The organism is Sphingomonas faeni (assembly GCF_040407495.1).
GTDB lineage: Bacteria > Pseudomonadota > Alphaproteobacteria > Sphingomonadales > Sphingomonadaceae > Sphingomonas > Sphingomonas faeni_D.
Genome location: NZ_JAPZPP010000005.1, coordinates 286,219 through 302,241, shown reverse-complemented (window position 1 = coordinate 302,241; position 16,023 = coordinate 286,219). Strand labels below are relative to the sequence as shown.

Genomic DNA, 16,023 nt, shown 5'->3' with positions numbered 1-16,023 from the left:
AGGATCGGAAGGGCAGCCTCCCCGAAAATCGAAATCATTGCGTGTGGGCAACGACGCGTTAGGATGCCGCTCGTGACGCAAGACGAGGTCGAGACTGCGGCCCAGGGGGGCGGGGCGAGATGGCGCATAGCCATGCTGGTGGCGATGGGCCTGCTCGGTGCGGCGGTGCTGGTCGCGCTGATCGTGACGCTCGGCAACGCCAACCGCCAGCGGGATCGCGCGCTGGCGTTGCAGGCGCACAGCTACGACGTGATGATCCTCGCGCGCACGCTATCGGGGACGATCGCGCGGTCGGAAGCGTCGCTCGGGCGCTACGTGATCAGCGGCGACAAGCAGCTCGGGCAGCTCTATTTCGACGAATGGCTGCTCGCGGGGACGCAGATCGACCGGCTCGACCAGATCACCAACGACAATCCCGAGCAACAGCCGCGCGTCGACCGGCTTCGTGCCGCCTATGACGCGCGCGGGCGCGAATTGTCGCTGACGGCGCTCAATACGCGCTACGGCAAGAACGGCCAGGCGATCGCGCGCTATTACCAGGGGCGAAAGGCGCCGACGCTCATCGAGATCAACACGACGCTCGACACGTTGATCGCCGGCGAGCGCGCGTTGCTCGACGACCGGACGGCGACAGCCTTGGGGTCGGTCGAGCGGTCGAGCTGGGTCGCGGGGGTGCTGGCCATCTTCGGCGTGCTGATCGTGCTGGGTGCGATCCTGCTCGGCTGGTTCACGATCCGCGCGGTCGGCGAGCGGGCGACCGCGCTGGCCGATGCCGAGCTGGAACGCGAGCGCGCCGACGAGCTGACCACCGCGGTCGCGACCGCCACCGCCGAACTGCGCGTGCAGGAAGCGAAGCTGCGCCAGATCCAGAAGATGGAGGCGGTAGGCCAGCTGACCGGCGGGATCGCACACGACTTCAACAACATGCTGGCGGTGGTGCTGGGCGGTCTGGAACTCGCGCGCCGCAATCTCGCGAGCGATCCGGCCAGCGTCCGTCGGCATATCGACAGTGCAACGGAGGGTGCAAACCGGGCGGCGGCACTGACCCGCCGGCTGCTCGCCTTCAGCCGCGAGGATTCGTTGAAGGCCGAGACGATCGACGCCGCCGCGCTGGTCGCCGGGATGTCGGACCTGCTCGACCGCACGCTGGGCGATGCGATCACCGTCATCGTCCGCGACGATGCCGCGGGTGGATGCGTCCGCGCCGATCGCGTCCAGCTGGAGAACGCGGTGCTGAACCTGGCGGTCAACGCGCGTGACGCGATGAACGGGCGCGGCACGCTGACCGTTGCTACCGGCACGACGACATTGGCGGCAGAGCAGGTCGGGCGATGCGCGGCGGGCGACTACGTCACGATCACGGTTGGCGACGATGGCTGCGGGATGGCGCCCGACGTCGCCGAGCGCGTGTTCGAACCGTTCTTCACCACCAAGGAGGTCGGCAAGGGCACCGGGCTCGGGCTGAGCCAGATCTTCGCGCTGGTCCAGCAACTGCGCGGCGAAGTCGGCATCGTCTCCGCACCAGGCGAAGGGACGACCGTCACGCTCTATTTCCCGCGCGCCGCCGAGCTGGTCGCCCTCCCCCTGACGAGCACCCCGATCGCTACGGCCGAACCGATTGCAGCGTCCCTGCCCCAGACGTTGCAGATCCTGGTGGTGGAGGACGATCCGCGGGTGTTGGCGGCGACCACCGGCGCGCTGGAGGAAATCGGCCATCGTCCGATCGCGTGCGACGATCCGCTGGCCGCCCCCGCGTTGCTCGCCGCGAACCCCGGGATCGGCCTGATCATTTCCGACGTATTGATGCCGCGGCAGACCGGTCCCGAGATGATCGCCGCTCTATCGCCGCTGTATCCGCACGTCGCGGTACTGTTCGTCACAGGGTTTGCCGGCGAAGTGAACGGTGCGCAGTTCGGCGAGCACGAGGTATTGCGTAAGCCGTTCACGCTCAATGGGTTGGAGCGCGCCATCATAACGGCAATGGCCGTCGATCGCAGGACCGCGGGCGACCGGATCGCCGCGGAATGATCGTTCCCTGACGTGTTGCGATTGAGGATGACGCCCAGCCTGCGCATCCCTATACCCGCGCTACCCAGCATACCGAGCCAAACCCGCGCATGAAATCCATCGACCGCTACATGGCCCGGCTGATCGCGGTGCCGCTCTTTTCGACGTTGCTGATCGCCGTCATGCTGTTCGTGCTCGATCGCATGCTCGGGCTGTTCAATTTCGTCGCGACGCAAGGTGGCCCGATCAGCGTCGTGTGGCGGATGCTCGCCAACCTGCTGCCCGAATATCTGGGCTTGGGCATTCCGATCGGGTTGATGCTCGGCATCCTGCTCGCGTTCCGGCGGCTGTCGACGTCGTCCGAGCTGGACGTGCTGCGGGGTGTCGGCATGAGCTACAATCGCCTGTTGCGCGTGCCGTACATGTACACGATCGCGTTGGCGCTGCTGAACCTGGCGATCGTCGGCTATGTCCAGCCGATCGCCCGCTATTATTACGAAGGCCTGCGGTTCGAGCTGCGCACCGGCGCGCTTGGTGCATCGATCAAGGTTGGTGAGTTCACCAATCTCGGTACGCGGATGACGCTGCGGATCGAGGAGAGCAAGGACAAGGGCCGCGAGCTGTCCGGGATCTTCGTCCACGCGTCGAGCCAGAATGGCGACTGGCTGGGGGTCACCGCGGAGAAGGGCAAGTTCCTCGCGACCGACGATCCCAACGTCATCATCTTCCGCCTCGCCAACGGGACGCTCGTCCACAACCGGCCCGAGTTCAAGACGCCGCGCGTGCTGACCTTCACCAGCCACGATCTGCCGATCAACCTGCCCAAGTTCGAGAGCTTCCGCGTCCGCGGAGGCCGTAACCTCGAATATACGCTGCCCGAACTCGCCAAGCAGGGTCAGCGTGGCAAGACGCTGGAGCAGCGTGACGGCAGCCGATCGGAGTTCCACTTCCGCCTTGCCGAAGTCGCGACGATGTTCCTGTTGCCGCTGCTCGCGCTTGCACTCGGGGTCCCGCCCAAACGATCCTCGTCCGCGCTCGGCGTGTTCCTGTCGATCGTGATGATCGTCACCTATCACAAGGTGAACCAGTATGCGGCGGACGTCGGCGAACTCGGGCGGATCGATCCGATCATCGCGCTGTGGGTGCCGTTCACGATCTTCGCCGGGCTGATCCTGTGGATGTACTACACGATCGCCTATGTCCCTGGCGGGCAACCGATCGGTGCGCTCGAACGCGTCTTCTCGAAGACGTTCAAGGCGATCACCAAGCGTATCCCGGGCTTCCGTAAGAGCAAAGCCGCATGAACCTCGTCAGCTTCTTCCCGTCGCGGACGGTCGCGATCTACATGGGCCGGATGTTCCTGGTGCGGACGTTCGCGGTGCTCGCCGCGCTCGTGCTGGTGCTCCAGGCGCTCGACCTGCTGAGCAACTCCGGCGACATCCTCGCCTATCCCGGCAATGGCGATGCACAGGTCTGGCAATATGTCGCGTTGCGCGTACCGCAGATCGTGTCGCGGTTCCTGCCCTTCTCGGTGCTGCTGGGGACGATCCTGACGCTGATCACGATGAACCAGAACAGCGAGATCGTCGCACTCAAGGGTTCGGGGCTGTCGGCGCACCAAGTGCTTGCGCCGCTATTGGTAGCGAGCCTGGGCGTGGCGGTGATCAGCTTCGCGTTCAACGACCGGGTCGTGGCACGGTCGACCGCGACGCTGAACCAATGGCAGAAGGTCAATTACGGCCCATTGCCGATCGATCGCGGCGACCGCGCGAACGTTTGGGTGCGCGATGGCGATGACCTGATCGAGGTCAATCAGATCCGCGGGCGCGGCGATGCGACCCGGCTGGGCGGGATAACCTTGTACGATCGCACGGGCGGCAACCTCGTCGCGATCCTGCGCGCCGACCACGGCAAGCATGCCCCAGGTGGCGGCTGGCAAATCGGGCCGGCGACGCGGTTCGACGTCGCGCGGGGTTCGGTGACCAATCTCGGCGCGGTGGTGATCGCCAAGGACGTGCGGCCTGACCAGTTCACGCTGGCGAGCGTCGATGCGGATGGACTGTCTTTCGGCGCGCTGAAGGCTGCGATCGGCGACCTGTCCGATGCGGGGCGGCCGGTCAAGGCGCTGGAGGGATCGTTGTGGCACAAGCTGTCGGGGCCGCTGTCGTCGGTGCTGATGCCGCTGCTGGGCGCCGTCGCGGCCTTCGGCATCGCGCGCTCGGGCAAGCTGTTCGTGCGTGCCGTGATCGGCATGGGGCTGGGGTTCGCGTTCTTCGTCGCGGATAACTTCGCGCTGGCGATGGGTAATCTCGGTGCCTACCCGCCGTTTCTGGCAGCGTGGGCGCCGTTCCTGCTGTTCTTCCTGATCGGCGAAGCGGTGCTGATACGGTCGGAGGAATAAACCGAAGGCTTTGTTCTTCTACGAAGACGGGAGCCCAGTCTGGGCCCCCGCCTTCGCCGGGAAACAAGCTTTGGTCAGCGGCGGACCATCGTGCTGCGGGCGATCTTGCTCACCAAACCCGGCAGTCCCGGATAGCTCGCCTTGTGATACGGCGACAGCGCATCCAGTTCGGCCGTGATGCGGCGATGTGCCTCACCGAGCGCGTGATAGGGCAATCCCGGCAACAGGTGATGCAGCGCATGATAGCGCAGGCCGACCGGCGCCCAGAGTGCGGGCAGCAGCGCCGGCGGCGGGACGTTGACCGTATCGAGATACTGCGCCGTTACCGTCATTGGCTCGCCGTCATTCTCCCACAGATGCGCGACCAGCGTGCGGACCTGATTGAGCACCGCGAACGCCGATGCGACGGCGAAGATCGTGACGAACGCACGCAGCGGCAGCAGCCCGGTCGCCGTGATCGCGATCAGCGTGATCGCCCACAGGCTTGCCGCGATCTCGAGACGATCCCAATAGACCTTCGCATCGCCTTCGGGCGCGCGACGGCGGAACTGCGGGTTGATCGCCAGCGCCGAGTAGCGCTCGACGATCATCGTCCGCAGCTTCGGCGACAGCATCGAGATCGGCGACAGGATCGCGAACCGGATCAGCAGCGCGATCGGTGCGAGCGCCGACACGACGATGAACAGCGGCAGCGTCCAAGGCTTCATCAGCGCGAGCGGCAGATATTCGGGATCCTCGACCGTGCCGTAGCGCGTCTTGGCATGATGAAGATTGTGAACGCCCTCGTACATGAACGACGGCGTGAGCAGCGGTACGCCGACCAGCACGTTCCAGCCGAGCCAGAAGTTCGGCACGGAGGCGTGCTTCATGTGGCTGACTTCGTGAATGAAACTCAAACCACGATAGAGGCCGAGCATCGCCACGATGCCGGCCACGATCACCACCGGCGTCGACGTCGACGTTGCCGCGACGGCAAGCGCACCATAACCGACCACCATCGATGCGATCAGGTCGGCCCAGTAGATTGCCGGACGCGGCTTCACCAAATCGCGCGTCAGATCCGCAGCCGCCCGCAGCATTGCCTTGTCGTCGGCGACGCGCTCGATCCCGCTACCCGCGCGCGGCGCACCGGCAGGGGCGGAAGCTGGAGCGGCCGTGCCGCGAGCGAGGCTGAGCGAGGTATCCATGGGCATGTCCATTGCCCGAAGATAGTGGCGGTAGCGTGGCATTTACAGGTTGCGCGGCGCCGTCGTGCCGGAGGAAACCCGATCACTCTGACAGCGCGTTGCGATGACGCAGGTGTCGCTCGCCTTTATCCGCTGCGCTGGGTAGACACGCGCGACTGCGTATTTGGGAACGAGACATGGCCAAGCTGATCATCCGACCGGTCGAGACCAAGAAGGATCGCAAGATCTTCATCGATCTGCCGTTCCGTCTCTATGCCGACGATCCCAACTGGGTGCCACCGTTGAAGTCGGAAGCGCTGGGGCTGATCACGCCGGAGAAGAACGGTTGGTTCAGTCATGCCAAGGCACAGTTGTTCCTCGCCGAGGAAGACGGCCGGGTGGTCGGGCGCATCTCCGCGCATATCGATACGCTGGCGTTGACGATGCCGCCCGAGCAGGGTTTCGGGCCCGGCGTCGGTCAATGGGGTGTGATGGAAGCGGAGCGGCAGGACATCTTCCAGGCGCTGCTCGCGCGCGCCGAGGATTGGCTGCGCGAACAAGGCATGACGCGCGCGCTGGGACCGATCAGCATGTCGATCTGGGAAGAGCCCGGTCTGCTGATCGATGGCTATGATCATCCGCCGACGATCATGATGGGCCATGCCAAGCGCGAATATCGCGGCTGGATCGAATGGGCGCAGTATCGCCCGATCAAGCAGCTGATGACCTATGAGGTCGACGTCACCAAGCAGTTCCCGCCGATCGTGCAGCGCATCATCAAGTCCGGCGAGAAGAACGCGCGGATCACCGTCCGCAATGTCGACAAGACCAGGTTCGAGGACGAGGCGGCGATCATCCTGTCGATCCTCAACGATGCGTGGAAGGACAATTGGGGCTTCGTGCCGCTGACCCCGCCCGAGATCAAGGACGTCGGCGTGAAGCTGAAGCCGATCGTCTTCAACGACCTGATCCGGATCGCCGAACTGGACGGCAAGCCGGTCGCGTTCATGATCACGCTTCCCGATCTCAACGAGGCGATCAAGCCGCTCAACGGAAGCCTGCTTCCGTTCGGTTGGGTCAAGCTGTTGTGGTGGCTGCGCAAACCCAAGGTGCGGACGGTGCGCGTACCGCTGATGGGGGTGGTGAAGGAGTTGCAGGCGTCGCGGATGGCGAGCCAGCTGGCCTTCATGATGATCGAGTATATCCGCCGTGCGTCGGTCGCGAATTATGGTGCGAGCCGGGCCGAGATCGGCTGGATCCTCGACGACAACCAGGGGATGCGGTCGATCGCCGAGACGATCGAGAGCCGGGTGAACAAGGTGTATCAGGTGTACGAGCGGACGCTGTAAGGCGCGGCCCCTTACCTTCCGTCATCCTGACGAAAGTCAGGACCCAGAGCCAGCGGACCAGCATTCTGAACCCTGGGTCCTGACTTTCGTCAGGATGACGCAGGGCGCGCGGATCTACTCCCGCTTGCCCTTGCCGAACGGGATCTCAGCGTGACCGCGGCCCCCTGCCCGCTCGCGCCAGGTAGCTGCGTGCGGATCGCGTGGACGTTACCCGTACCACCCCGGGCAGGCGGAACGACAGCGGATCGAAGGGCGGTGGCTGGGCCGGCTCGGGAAGCTTGGCAAGCCGCTGCTCAGTCGGTCGCGCGCAGACGACGATCTCACCGTCGGGATCGGTCTGCACCGGACACAGCATCGGTGCTCGCGCGGCGCGTTTGCGCAGTTCCGGTGGAAGCAGCGGCCCGGCTACCGCTTGCAACAACAGCAAGCCGGCCAGCATCTAGAACCGCCGCGATATCCCGGCATACATTCGCGCATCGGGGGTGTCGTGGTTCAGCCCCGCCGCGCCGAGGATGTCGAACTGGAGATCGTCGTTCGCCATCCATGCCAGCGACAGCGCGGCGAGCGCCTGTGTCGCATGCTGATCGGGATCGTTGTCGCGCAACGCCTGCACTTCGCCGGTGAGCGTGAAGTCCTTCGCGACCTTGAACGCCAAGCCCGCGGTCGAGCTGTAAGCCAGATGCCGCCCATTGCCGTCCTGATCGACCGCCGCATCGATTTCCGGCGTCAGGTCTAGCGAGAGCGTGTCCGACAGTTCGTAGGTCAGCGGCACGAGAAACCCCGCGCCCCAGTCACCTGCACCGATCGACGACCGCCCGACCGGCAGCGTCACGAACGGCAGCACCGATACCGATATCCCCGAGCCATCCGGATTGAGCAGGTTCGCCTTCATTCCGAGCGACAAGTCGCCAACCCCGTTGACCGAATCCACGCCCATCGCATCGCGATTCCGGTCATGTCCGAACGGTGTCCAGCCGATCCGCGCCTCGATCGTGTCGCTCACACCGACGCGGACCAGCGTGTCGCCGAACAGGATGTTGTCCTCGCGCGAACCGGGTTGATCGTCGCGCGTCCAGTCCGCGATCGATGTCTCGACCGAAATCTTGCCGGGTGCGATCGTGCAGGCGGGCGTGTCGAGCCCCGGCCGTTCGGGGCAATATTCGCGGTCCTGCGCGCTGGCGCTGGTCGCATACAATGCCGCGAACGACAGCAGCGCGACCGATAGCGCCTTCATCGCAACCGGACCCAGGTCGGGGCGTGATCGCTGGCCTTTTCACGACCGCGATACGCCTTGTCGACGCCGGCATCGATCATCCGGTCGGCGGCCTGCGGGCTGAGCAGCAGGTGATCGATCCGGAACCCGGCGTCGCGCTGCCATGCGCCGGCCTGGTAGTCCCAGAACGTCCAGACGCCGCCCTTGGGGAACTGCGTGCGCATCGCGTCGGTCCAGCCCTGTGCGACGAGCGCCCGGTAATGCTCGCGGCTTTCGGGCTGCATCAGCGCGTCGTCCTGCATCGCGCGGACCGAGAAGGTGTCGTCGTCGTTGGCGATGACGTTGTAGTCGCCCGCCAGGATTGCCGGCTTTTCCTCGGCCAGCAGGACGCGTGCGCGGTCGGCGAGGCGGTCCATCCAGCGGAGTTTATAGTCGAATTTGGGGCCGGGCTGCGGGTTGCCGTTGGGAAGGTACAGTGCGGCAACGATCACGCCGTCGACTTCCGCCTCGATATAGCGGCTGTGCTCGTCCTCGGGTTCGCCGTCGAGACCGCGCTGGCGTACGACCGGCGTGCTGCTTTTCGCGAGGATCGCGACGCCATTCCAGGCCTTCTGACCATGCCAGACCGCGCCGTAGCCGACCGCCTCGATATCGGCGATCGGGAAAGTGTCGTCGCTCGACTTGAGTTCCTGGAGGCAGACGATGTCGGGCTGCGCCTCGACGAGATATTCGATCAGTCGCGGCAACCGCGCCTTGATGCCATTGACGTTGTACGTGACGATTTTCATGGCGGTGTCAGACGGAGAAGCTGGAGCCGCAGCCGCAACCCGACGCGGCATTAGGGTTCTCGACCTTGAACGCGGCGCCGGCGAGCGACTCGACGTAATCGACCGCGCAGCCGCGGACGAGGTCGATGCTGACGCTGTCGACGACGAGCTTAACGCCATCATGCTCGGCGATCACGTCGTCGGACTCGACCGAGTCGGCGAACCCGAACTTGTACTGGAACCCGGAACAGCCGCCGCCGTCGACCGAGAGGCGCAGGATCGCCGGCTTCCCCTGCTTGACGGCGATCGCCGCGACGCGTGCCGCAGCGGAGGGGGTAAGGATGATGTCTTGAACCAGCGTTGCCATGGTCTGGAGATAGGAGGTTGGGGAACCGGCGGCAACCTTGCGGTTTGCGGCGTCCGACCTGCTCGCCCCTGACCTGACGTTAGCCGAGTTGCATACTGATCGTCCGTCCCCGTGGGTCGAGGTCCCGGCGTTCGCCGGGATGACGGGGTTTGGCCTATATTAGAGGTTACGCCTGCGTCCGTATTAGTCCTGTGCGGCGGGGCCGCCGGTCGAAACCGGGATCGCGTTTACCGAGCGGTCCTGTGCCGCCAGGAGGTAATCGGCGGTGGTCAGGAACGGCACCGGGTTGACCGCGTGGCCATCGATGCGGACTTCATAATGAAGATGCGAGCCGGTCGAACGGCCGGTTGAGCCCATCAGCGCGATCAATTGCCCGCGGGTGACGCGGGCGTTGTCGGCGACGAGGATTTTCGAGAGATGGCCGTAACGGGTGGCGATGCCCTTGCCGTGGCTGATCTCGACCATGTTGCCATAGCCGCCCTGGCGACCGGCATGCGCGATGATGCCGTCGGCGGTGGCGTAGATCGGCGTGCCGATCGGGCCGGGGATATCAACGCCGGCATGCATCGCCGCGGTGCCGCGGAACGGATCGGAGCGGATGCCGAAATTGCTGGTGAACGAAAGCGAGTGGACCGGTTGGACCGACGGGATCGCGATGACGCCCTGCTGCGTCGCGTCGAGCTTTTTCCAGGTCTGGAACAAGGTGCGGAACTGCGCGTCGGCACGGAGATCGGCGGTGGCTTCCTCGGCGTTGGCAGCGATCATCGGACCACCGGTAGCAGCGACGTGGTGCACGACCTTGGCTGCAACGACCTGAGCCTCGGCAGCCGCGCCGAATGCTACGAAGCTCATGACGGAAGCGAAGATCGCCAGCCGGCGAAGCGTGAACGATTTAGACGCCACGGACACGACCTTGAGGCGCGTCGCGATGGCTGCTGCGGTAAATTCGACCATTGGTCCCCGACACAAAAATACAGGGCCGTTCGCCCCCGGGCGGACGGCTCCGAAACTCTGTCCTGACTCGCAGCCCCTCCGCGCACCAGACGGTCTGGGTTAGGCCGGATACCGGCGCAGCGGGCAATAGCACGCGCCGGTTCGCGCGGCGGAGCGGCAGACTGATACGGCGAGTTGATGGATTCATCGGTGCGGCGCAGGGAACGATCGCAGAACGCCGCAGAGCGCCGTAAGAATAGCGGCGAATCTCCAGCGCTTATAGAAGGCAGTTCAGAGTGCCCTGACGGCGGTCAGCACAGCCTCCGCATGACCCGGAACGCGAACCTTGCGCCACGTCTTCACGCGGCTGCCGTCGGCGCCGAACAGGAAGGTCGCGCGCTCGATCCCCATGTACTTTTTGCCGTACATCGCCTTCTCGACCCAGACGCCGAACGCCTCGCAGGCGACACCGTCGACATCGCTCGCGAGTTGCACGGTAAGCGCATGCTTGGCGGTGAATTTCGCGTGCGAGGCGGGCGTGTCCTTCGAGATGCCGACGACCTTTGCGCCAGCAGTCTCGAACGCGTCGGCTAGCGTGGAAAAATCCTTCGCCTCGGTGGTGCAGCCCGACGTGTCGTCCTTCGGATAGAAATACACCACGAGCGGTGCACCCAGGCTCGCCAGCGGCACGACTGCGTTATCGATCGTGACCGTCACGTCGGGAATCTTCGACCCTTCATCCATCCTGCTCTCCCGTCACCTGTGCCCAGAATTGGCGTACGTCCTGCCGCGTCGATGCGAGCGTGGCAACCACCGCTGGCCAGTCCGCCACGCCGATCGCACGCGCGATCAGCTCTTCCGTCGCGGGCCCCGGCGGCACGGCATCGGGTGCGACGAGGCGAAGTGTGACCAGCAGCCGGGTCAGCACGTCATGCGCGGCGCGCAACGTCGGCGGGACGAGGCCTTTAGTCGCCAGCCGATCTATCGCGGTGCCGAGATTGGGGTCGAACCCGCTGCGATTGACCAACTGGACGACGTGGACCGCGAACTCGAGATCGACGAGACCACCGGGCAGGAGCTTGGCATCGAGCGGCCCCTTGGGTGGCTTGTGCGCCGCCATATCCGCGCGCATCGACCGCGCCTCCGCGACCACGTCGCGGGTCGGGCGGTCGCCTTCGAGCACGCCGCGAACGATTTCCGCCACCGCGGCCCGCGCGCCCGACGAGCCGAACACGGGGCGCGCACGGGTGAGCGCCATGTGCTCCCACGTCCACGCATCTTCGCGCTGATACCGAGCGAAACTGTCGAGGGTGACGACCAGCGGTCCCTGCCCGCCCGACGGCCGCAACCGCGTGTCGATCTGGTAGAGCGGGCCCGCCGCGGTCGCGACCGACAGCGCCGCCGTCACGCGCTGCGCGAGACGGTTGTAGTAAAGCGTGGCGCCGAGGGGCTTCGCGCCGTCCGATTCCGCCGCGAAGTCACCGGTGAATAGGTAGATCAGGTCGAGGTCAGAGGCATGCGTGAGCATCGCCCCCCCCATCCGCCCGAGCGCGAGAATGACGAGTTCGCTCTCAGGCACCACACCGTGCGCCCTGGAGAATTCTTCGATCGTCGCGCCTGCGAGTACGCCGATCGCCGCTTCTGCGACCCGCGCATACCCTGCGGCCACCTGCAGCGGATCGGAGGCGCCCGCGACGATCTGCGCACCGAGGGCGAAGCGCAGTTCGCCGACTACCCGGCGGACATGGTCAAGCCGCGCCTGATAATCGCTGCCGACCTCGCCCGCGCGCATTGCCGCCTCCAACGCCGGGATATCGCCGACCGGCTCGAACGCGGTGGCGTCGATCAGACCGTCGAGCAGATTGGGTCGCCGTCCGAGATCGTCGGCAAGCGTCGGCGCATGGCTGAGGATCGCCGCCAGCAACGTCGCCAACCCCGGCCGCGCCTCCAGCAGGCGGAAGATGTTGATCGCGCTCGGCAGGCGCTCGAGCAGCGCATCGAGCCGCAGCAGCGCCGCTTGCGGCACCGGCGCGGTCGCGAACGCGGTGACGAGGGTCGGGAGCACCGCCTCCAGTGCGTCGCGCGCGGCTGGGCTACGCAACGCCGGATACGCCCCGCCCCGCCATGCCTCGATCCGGCGGCGCGCCGGCTCGGGCTCGTCGAACCCGGCGGCGGCGAGATCCTGCTCCAGCGTCACCGCATCGTGCGAGAAGGCGGGACGCACCGTATCGTCGAGCGCATCGTAGATCCGCCCGGTCGCCGCCACCCGCGGTGCGAGCACCGCCAGCAGCGCACCCGCATCCTCCAGCCCATGCAGCTTGGCGACGCGGTCGAGCGCATCCCCGGTCGGCAGCGCATGGGTCTGGCGATCGTCGATCATCTGTACCCGGTGCTCGATCGTCCGCAGCAACGTGTAGCCGTCGATCAGGGCCTGCGATTCGTCGGTGCCGATCCAGCCCGCCTCGGCCAATCGTGCGAGGGCATCGCGGGTGGCTGGCGCACGGACGCGCGGATCGCGCCCCCCATGGATCAGCTGATGGATCTGCGCGAAGAACTCGGCCTCGCGTATCCCGCCCCTACCGCGCTTGAGGTCATAACCGGGACCGAACGCTTGGCCCTGCGAATGGTGATCGCGGATCCGCGCGGAAATGCCGCGGATCTCGCCGATCGCACCGAAGTCGAGCGCCCGCCGCCAGACGAACGGCCGGATTGCGTCAAGAAACCGCTGGCCGAGCACGATGTCGCCCGCCGCCGCCCGCGCGCGAATGAACGCGGCGCGCTCCCATGGCAGCGCCTGCGCCTCGTAATAGCCGATCGCCGCCTCGACCGGCAGGACGATCGGCGTGATCTCCGGCGAGGGCCGCAACCGCAGGTCGACCCGCAGGACATAACCGTCGCCATCCCGCGCCTGGAGCAGTTCGACGACGCGCTTGCCGATCCGCACTGCCGCCTGCTCGGGCTCCTCGCGCGGTTTGCGTGGCAGCGTCGCGGGGTCGAACAACAGGATCGGATCAATGTCCGAGGAGTAATTGAGTTCTCCGCTGCCTTGCTTGCCCAACGCGATCGCGGTGAACCCGAGCGGATCCGCACCGGGTGTCCGTTCCTCGATCGCGGCGCGGATCGCGGTGTCGAGCGCGTGGTCGGCAAACCGCGTCAGCGCGCCCGTCACCGCGGTCAGATCGAGCACGCCCGCGAGATCGCCGATCGCGACGTTCAGCGCCATCGCCCGCCGTTCCAGCCTCAGCCGCTTGGCGACCGGCATGTCAGGGGTTGCGCTGGAGGCAACGAGATCGAGTCGCCCTTCCGCAAGAGACCGGGCGATGAGCGGCTCGCGATCAAGGATCAGTCCGAGAAACGGAGACCAAAGACGTGCCCGGTCCAGCGCATCGTTTATCGCGTGTTCAGATTTGATATCGTGCATGCCCGCCTACTATAGAAGGCAACACGTTCTTGACATGGGCAGCAACGAAACGCGCAATCGACCGTTCTAGCCCGCATGAACTATGCGCTGAATATGATCCATGCCGATGAGAACGGGAGGCAGACCGTCCGCGGACCTCGCACGGCCGATGTGATCGAATACGCGCTACGCGGCGCGTTCGATGAGCCGCGGTATCTGCCGGATGATATGATGGCGATGTTGCACCAGATCGACCGGGTTCGGCATTGACCTAACCCGCCGACAATAAGCCTCGTACCCGAGGTCAACGCCCCCGGCTGAGTTCTTCAACGTCGCCCATGATCGAATCGAGCGCGGTCTTGCTGGTATCGGTTTCATGATCACGACGCGACGGCAGCGAGCCATCGGTCAGGATCGTTTCCAGAGCAACGCGACCGCGCGCCACGCGGCTCTTGATCGTACCGACCGCCACGTTGCAGATTTCCGCTGCTTCCTCATACGCAAACCCGCCTGCACCGACGAGGATCAACGCCTCACGCTGCGGTTGCGGCAAATGCATCAACGCACGCTGCATGTCACCCAGTTCGACGTGCCGATCCTGGCTCGCCGGTGCTGCGAGGATGCGATCCGCGACCAGATCGTCCCATTCGCCCTTGAAGCGTGCACGACGCATCTGCGACAGATAGAGATTGCGCAGGATGATAAAGGTCCATGCCCGCATGTTCGTGCCCGCCTGGAAACGCAGGCGGGCAGCCCACGCCTTCAACAGCGTTTCCTGTACCAGATCATCGGCAAGATCGCGGCTCCCCGACAGCGAACGCCCAAAGGCGCGCAGATGCGGGATCACCTGGGCGAGCTGAACCTTGAACTCAGCATCCGATAGCGAAACGTGTTCGACCGGTACGACGACGTCGTCGATCTCATCATCGGCGTCTGCACGCGGCGCAGGCTGGGTCATAGTAATCCGATCAATCCCGATAGAAACTGCCGAGCGGAACGACAGACATAGGCGCAGGTTACCAGCATTGCCAGTAACCTACACGCAATTCAGATTAGCGCAGAACGAGAAATCCGAAGATTACGATCACCAATACCAACGAGACCGCCAGTATGTATCGGGTCATGTGCGGCGTGGATCCCGCCCGCGCGTCATCGGTCTCGATATGGATCGGTTCGTTTGGGTCAGCCATATTCCATAAACCCTCGAGAACCGTTTTGGGTCCGTAACCGTCTGGCAAAAACGGACCCGATACGCGCAACGATCAGACGGTGATCACGCGGTTGGAACAGTCGCCTGGTCGAAGAACAAAGCCTGGCTGATCGCCGCCTTCACGGTGGAACGCTGGAAGGGCTTGGTGATCAGGAAGGTTGGCTCGGGACGTTCGCCGGTCAGCAGACGTTCCGGGAAGGCGGTGATGAAAATCACCGGGACGTCGAACTCGGCCAAGATGTCCTTCACCGCGTCGATACCCGAACTGTCGTCGGCCAGCTGGATGTCCGCCAGCACGAGACCCGGCCGTGTTTCCATCGCCAACGCGACGGCCTCGTCGCGGGTGACCGCAACGCCAGTGACGTCGTGGCCAAGATCGCGCACGATCGTCTCGATATCCATCGCGATGATCGGTTCGTCCTCGATGATCAGGACCTTCGCGCGGGTCTGGTTCTCGATTTCCGACAGCGCATCGGCGACCAGATCGTCGACTTCGCTTGCATCGACTTCGATCAGGTACGCAGCGTCCTCGGGAGTGAACCCTTCCATCGCGGTCAGCAGCAATGCCTGACGCGACAGCGGGGTCATCCGGGCCAGACGTGCCCGTGCAACCGCCTCATGCCCTTCGGCTTCGCCGAAACCCTCGTCCCCGACCTCGTCGAAGTTCGCCGAGTTCCAGATCGCCTGGAACATGCGGTACAACCCGAGACGGGGATCGACGTCGCGCGGGAACTCTTCCGGTGCGGCGACGATCGCCTCGAGCGTTGCACGCACATACTTGTCGCCATGCATCTGGCTGCCGGTCAGGGCCCGGCCATAGCGCCGCAAAAAGGGAAGGTGCGGTGCGAGTTGCTGTCCTAAAGACATGGGTAACGATTACTCCCTGATCCTATGCGGCCCCTCATGTGTCGGGCGGCTCGCATCATTGCAATGGCATCGGTCGAAAATGCTGTCGCGCCGCCCGCTCCGAATGCCCTGAGCAGGGCGTGAGAACGGAATGACACGACAATGCTGATTTTTCGGTCGAACGTGGAACAATCGAGATGCTATTTGGTTTCACGAGCATCTTACCGCGAGTGTGTAGCGTGATGCCCGAGGGGTCAGCCACACTCATCGTTATCTGACTAGTTTGCGTCGTGCAGGGGGAAGTTTTGAGTTTGGGCCACGACACGGAGAACACAGTGCCTGCCACGAAGCCCGCGAAGGTCCA

General features: G+C 65.0%; 15 protein-coding genes. 5 read left to right on the top strand and 10 right to left on the bottom strand.

All coding sequences use genetic code 11. The annotated features are described in order from the left end of the window. Positions 1 to 132: 132 nt before the first annotated feature. From O6W96_RS16410 to lptG, 3 genes are all read left to right on the top strand, one after another. Complete coding sequence (locus tag O6W96_RS16410) at positions 133 to 2,028, top strand: ATP-binding protein (RefSeq protein WP_353470585.1); 1,896 nt, start codon at positions 133 to 135, stop codon at positions 2,026 to 2,028. An 89-nt stretch (positions 2,029 to 2,117) separates the two neighbouring features. After that, on the top strand, positions 2,118 to 3,311 hold the full coding sequence (gene lptF, locus O6W96_RS16405; RefSeq protein ID WP_353470553.1) for an LPS export ABC transporter permease LptF: 1,194 nt from the start codon (positions 2,118 to 2,120) through the stop codon (positions 3,309 to 3,311). After that, a complete protein-coding gene (lptG, locus tag O6W96_RS16400; RefSeq protein WP_353470552.1) occupies positions 3,308 to 4,408 on the top strand; it encodes an LPS export ABC transporter permease LptG in 1,101 nt (366 codons plus the stop codon). Before lptF ends, lptG begins: the two co-directional genes overlap by 4 nt. A gap of 74 nt (positions 4,409 to 4,482) precedes the next feature. On the opposite strand, the gene O6W96_RS16395 is transcribed toward lptG, so the two are convergent. Next, entirely contained in the window at positions 4,483 to 5,607 is a 1,125-nt protein-coding gene (locus O6W96_RS16395; protein WP_353470551.1) for a fatty acid desaturase family protein, read from the bottom strand. Between the two features lie 164 nt (positions 5,608 to 5,771). Between O6W96_RS16395 and O6W96_RS16390 the strand changes: the two genes are divergently transcribed. After that, positions 5,772 to 6,923, top strand: coding sequence for an N-acetyltransferase (locus O6W96_RS16390; protein ID WP_353470550.1), 1,152 nt, complete (start codon positions 5,772 to 5,774; stop codon positions 6,921 to 6,923). A gap of 145 nt (positions 6,924 to 7,068) precedes the next feature. Here the strand turns inward: O6W96_RS16390 and O6W96_RS16385 are convergent, their stop codons facing one another. The 7 genes from O6W96_RS16385 to O6W96_RS16355 all read right to left on the bottom strand — a co-directional run bounded on the left by O6W96_RS16385 (position 7,069) and on the right by O6W96_RS16355 (position 13,624). Further along, entirely contained in the window at positions 7,069 to 7,350 is a 282-nt protein-coding gene (locus tag O6W96_RS16385) for a hypothetical protein (protein ID WP_353470549.1), read from the bottom strand. 12 nt (positions 7,351 to 7,362) lie between these two features. Continuing rightward, positions 7,363 to 8,157 (bottom strand): transporter, encoded by a 795-nt coding sequence (locus O6W96_RS16380; RefSeq protein ID WP_353470548.1) that lies wholly within the window; start codon positions 8,155 to 8,157, stop codon positions 7,363 to 7,365. Continuing rightward, on the bottom strand, positions 8,154 to 8,924 hold the full coding sequence (gene xth, locus O6W96_RS16375) for an exodeoxyribonuclease III (protein WP_353470546.1): 771 nt from the start codon (positions 8,922 to 8,924) through the stop codon (positions 8,154 to 8,156). The genes O6W96_RS16380 and xth overlap by 4 nt, the downstream gene beginning before the upstream one ends. 7 nt (positions 8,925 to 8,931) lie before the next feature. After that, positions 8,932 to 9,270 carry an iron-sulfur cluster insertion protein ErpA gene (erpA, locus tag O6W96_RS16370; RefSeq protein ID WP_056057508.1) on the bottom strand — a complete coding sequence of 113 codons (339 nt, stop codon included), beginning with the start codon at positions 9,268 to 9,270 and terminating at the stop codon, positions 8,932 to 8,934. Between the two features lie 183 nt (positions 9,271 to 9,453). Next, entirely contained in the window at positions 9,454 to 10,224 is a 771-nt protein-coding gene (locus tag O6W96_RS16365; RefSeq protein WP_353470545.1) for a M23 family metallopeptidase, read from the bottom strand. 270 nt (positions 10,225 to 10,494) lie between these two features. Continuing rightward, a complete protein-coding gene (locus O6W96_RS16360; protein WP_353470544.1) occupies positions 10,495 to 10,947 on the bottom strand; it encodes a peroxiredoxin in 453 nt (150 codons plus the stop codon). Next, complete coding sequence (locus O6W96_RS16355) at positions 10,940 to 13,624, bottom strand: bifunctional [glutamine synthetase] adenylyltransferase/[glutamine synthetase]-adenylyl-L-tyrosine phosphorylase (protein ID WP_353470543.1); 2,685 nt, start codon at positions 13,622 to 13,624, stop codon at positions 10,940 to 10,942. The genes O6W96_RS16360 and O6W96_RS16355 overlap by 8 nt, the downstream gene beginning before the upstream one ends. A 93-nt stretch (positions 13,625 to 13,717) precedes the next feature. Here O6W96_RS16355 and O6W96_RS16350 point away from each other — a divergent pair, with 93 nt between their 5' ends. After that, positions 13,718 to 13,873, top strand: coding sequence for a hypothetical protein (locus O6W96_RS16350; RefSeq protein ID WP_353470542.1), 156 nt, complete (start codon positions 13,718 to 13,720; stop codon positions 13,871 to 13,873). A gap of 34 nt (positions 13,874 to 13,907) precedes the next feature. Here O6W96_RS16350 and O6W96_RS16345 read toward each other — a convergent pair whose 3' ends face one another. Then, complete coding sequence (locus O6W96_RS16345; RefSeq protein WP_353470541.1) at positions 13,908 to 14,561, bottom strand: sigma-70 family RNA polymerase sigma factor; 654 nt, start codon at positions 14,559 to 14,561, stop codon at positions 13,908 to 13,910. A gap of 315 nt (positions 14,562 to 14,876) precedes the next feature. Then, positions 14,877 to 15,680: a response regulator gene (locus O6W96_RS16340; protein ID WP_353470540.1), complete on the bottom strand. Its 804-nt coding sequence runs from the start codon at positions 15,678 to 15,680 to the stop codon at positions 14,877 to 14,879. Positions 15,681 to 16,023 lie beyond the last annotated feature (343 nt).

What these genes read in the sequence shown, in the direction of transcription:
- O6W96_RS16410 (WP_353470585.1), top strand. Translation starts at nt 133, where the DNA reads ATGCTGGTGGCGATGGGCCTGCTCGGTGCGGCGGTGCTGGTCGCGCTG.
- lptF (WP_353470553.1), top strand. Translation starts at nt 2,118, where the DNA reads ATGAAATCCATCGACCGCTACATGGCCCGGCTGATCGCGGTGCCGCTC.
- lptG (WP_353470552.1), top strand. Translation starts at nt 3,308, where the DNA reads ATGAACCTCGTCAGCTTCTTCCCGTCGCGGACGGTCGCGATCTACATG.
- O6W96_RS16395 (WP_353470551.1), bottom strand. Translation starts at nt 5,607, where the DNA reads ATGGACATGCCCATGGATACCTCGCTCAGCCTCGCTCGCGGCACGGCC.
- O6W96_RS16390 (WP_353470550.1), top strand. Translation starts at nt 5,772, where the DNA reads ATGGCCAAGCTGATCATCCGACCGGTCGAGACCAAGAAGGATCGCAAG.
- O6W96_RS16380 (WP_353470548.1), bottom strand. Translation starts at nt 8,157, where the DNA reads ATGAAGGCGCTATCGGTCGCGCTGCTGTCGTTCGCGGCATTGTATGCG.
- xth (WP_353470546.1), bottom strand. Translation starts at nt 8,924, where the DNA reads ATGAAAATCGTCACGTACAACGTCAATGGCATCAAGGCGCGGTTGCCG.
- erpA (WP_056057508.1), bottom strand. Translation starts at nt 9,270, where the DNA reads ATGGCAACGCTGGTTCAAGACATCATCCTTACCCCCTCCGCTGCGGCA.
- O6W96_RS16365 (WP_353470545.1), bottom strand. Translation starts at nt 10,224, where the DNA reads ATGGTCGAATTTACCGCAGCAGCCATCGCGACGCGCCTCAAGGTCGTG.
- O6W96_RS16360 (WP_353470544.1), bottom strand. Translation starts at nt 10,947, where the DNA reads ATGGATGAAGGGTCGAAGATTCCCGACGTGACGGTCACGATCGATAAC.
- O6W96_RS16355 (WP_353470543.1), bottom strand. Translation starts at nt 13,624, where the DNA reads ATGCACGATATCAAATCTGAACACGCGATAAACGATGCGCTGGACCGG.
- O6W96_RS16350 (WP_353470542.1), top strand. Translation starts at nt 13,718, where the DNA reads ATGATCCATGCCGATGAGAACGGGAGGCAGACCGTCCGCGGACCTCGC.
- O6W96_RS16345 (WP_353470541.1), bottom strand. Translation starts at nt 14,561, where the DNA reads ATGACCCAGCCTGCGCCGCGTGCAGACGCCGATGATGAGATCGACGAC.
- O6W96_RS16340 (WP_353470540.1), bottom strand. Translation starts at nt 15,680, where the DNA reads ATGTCTTTAGGACAGCAACTCGCACCGCACCTTCCCTTTTTGCGGCGC.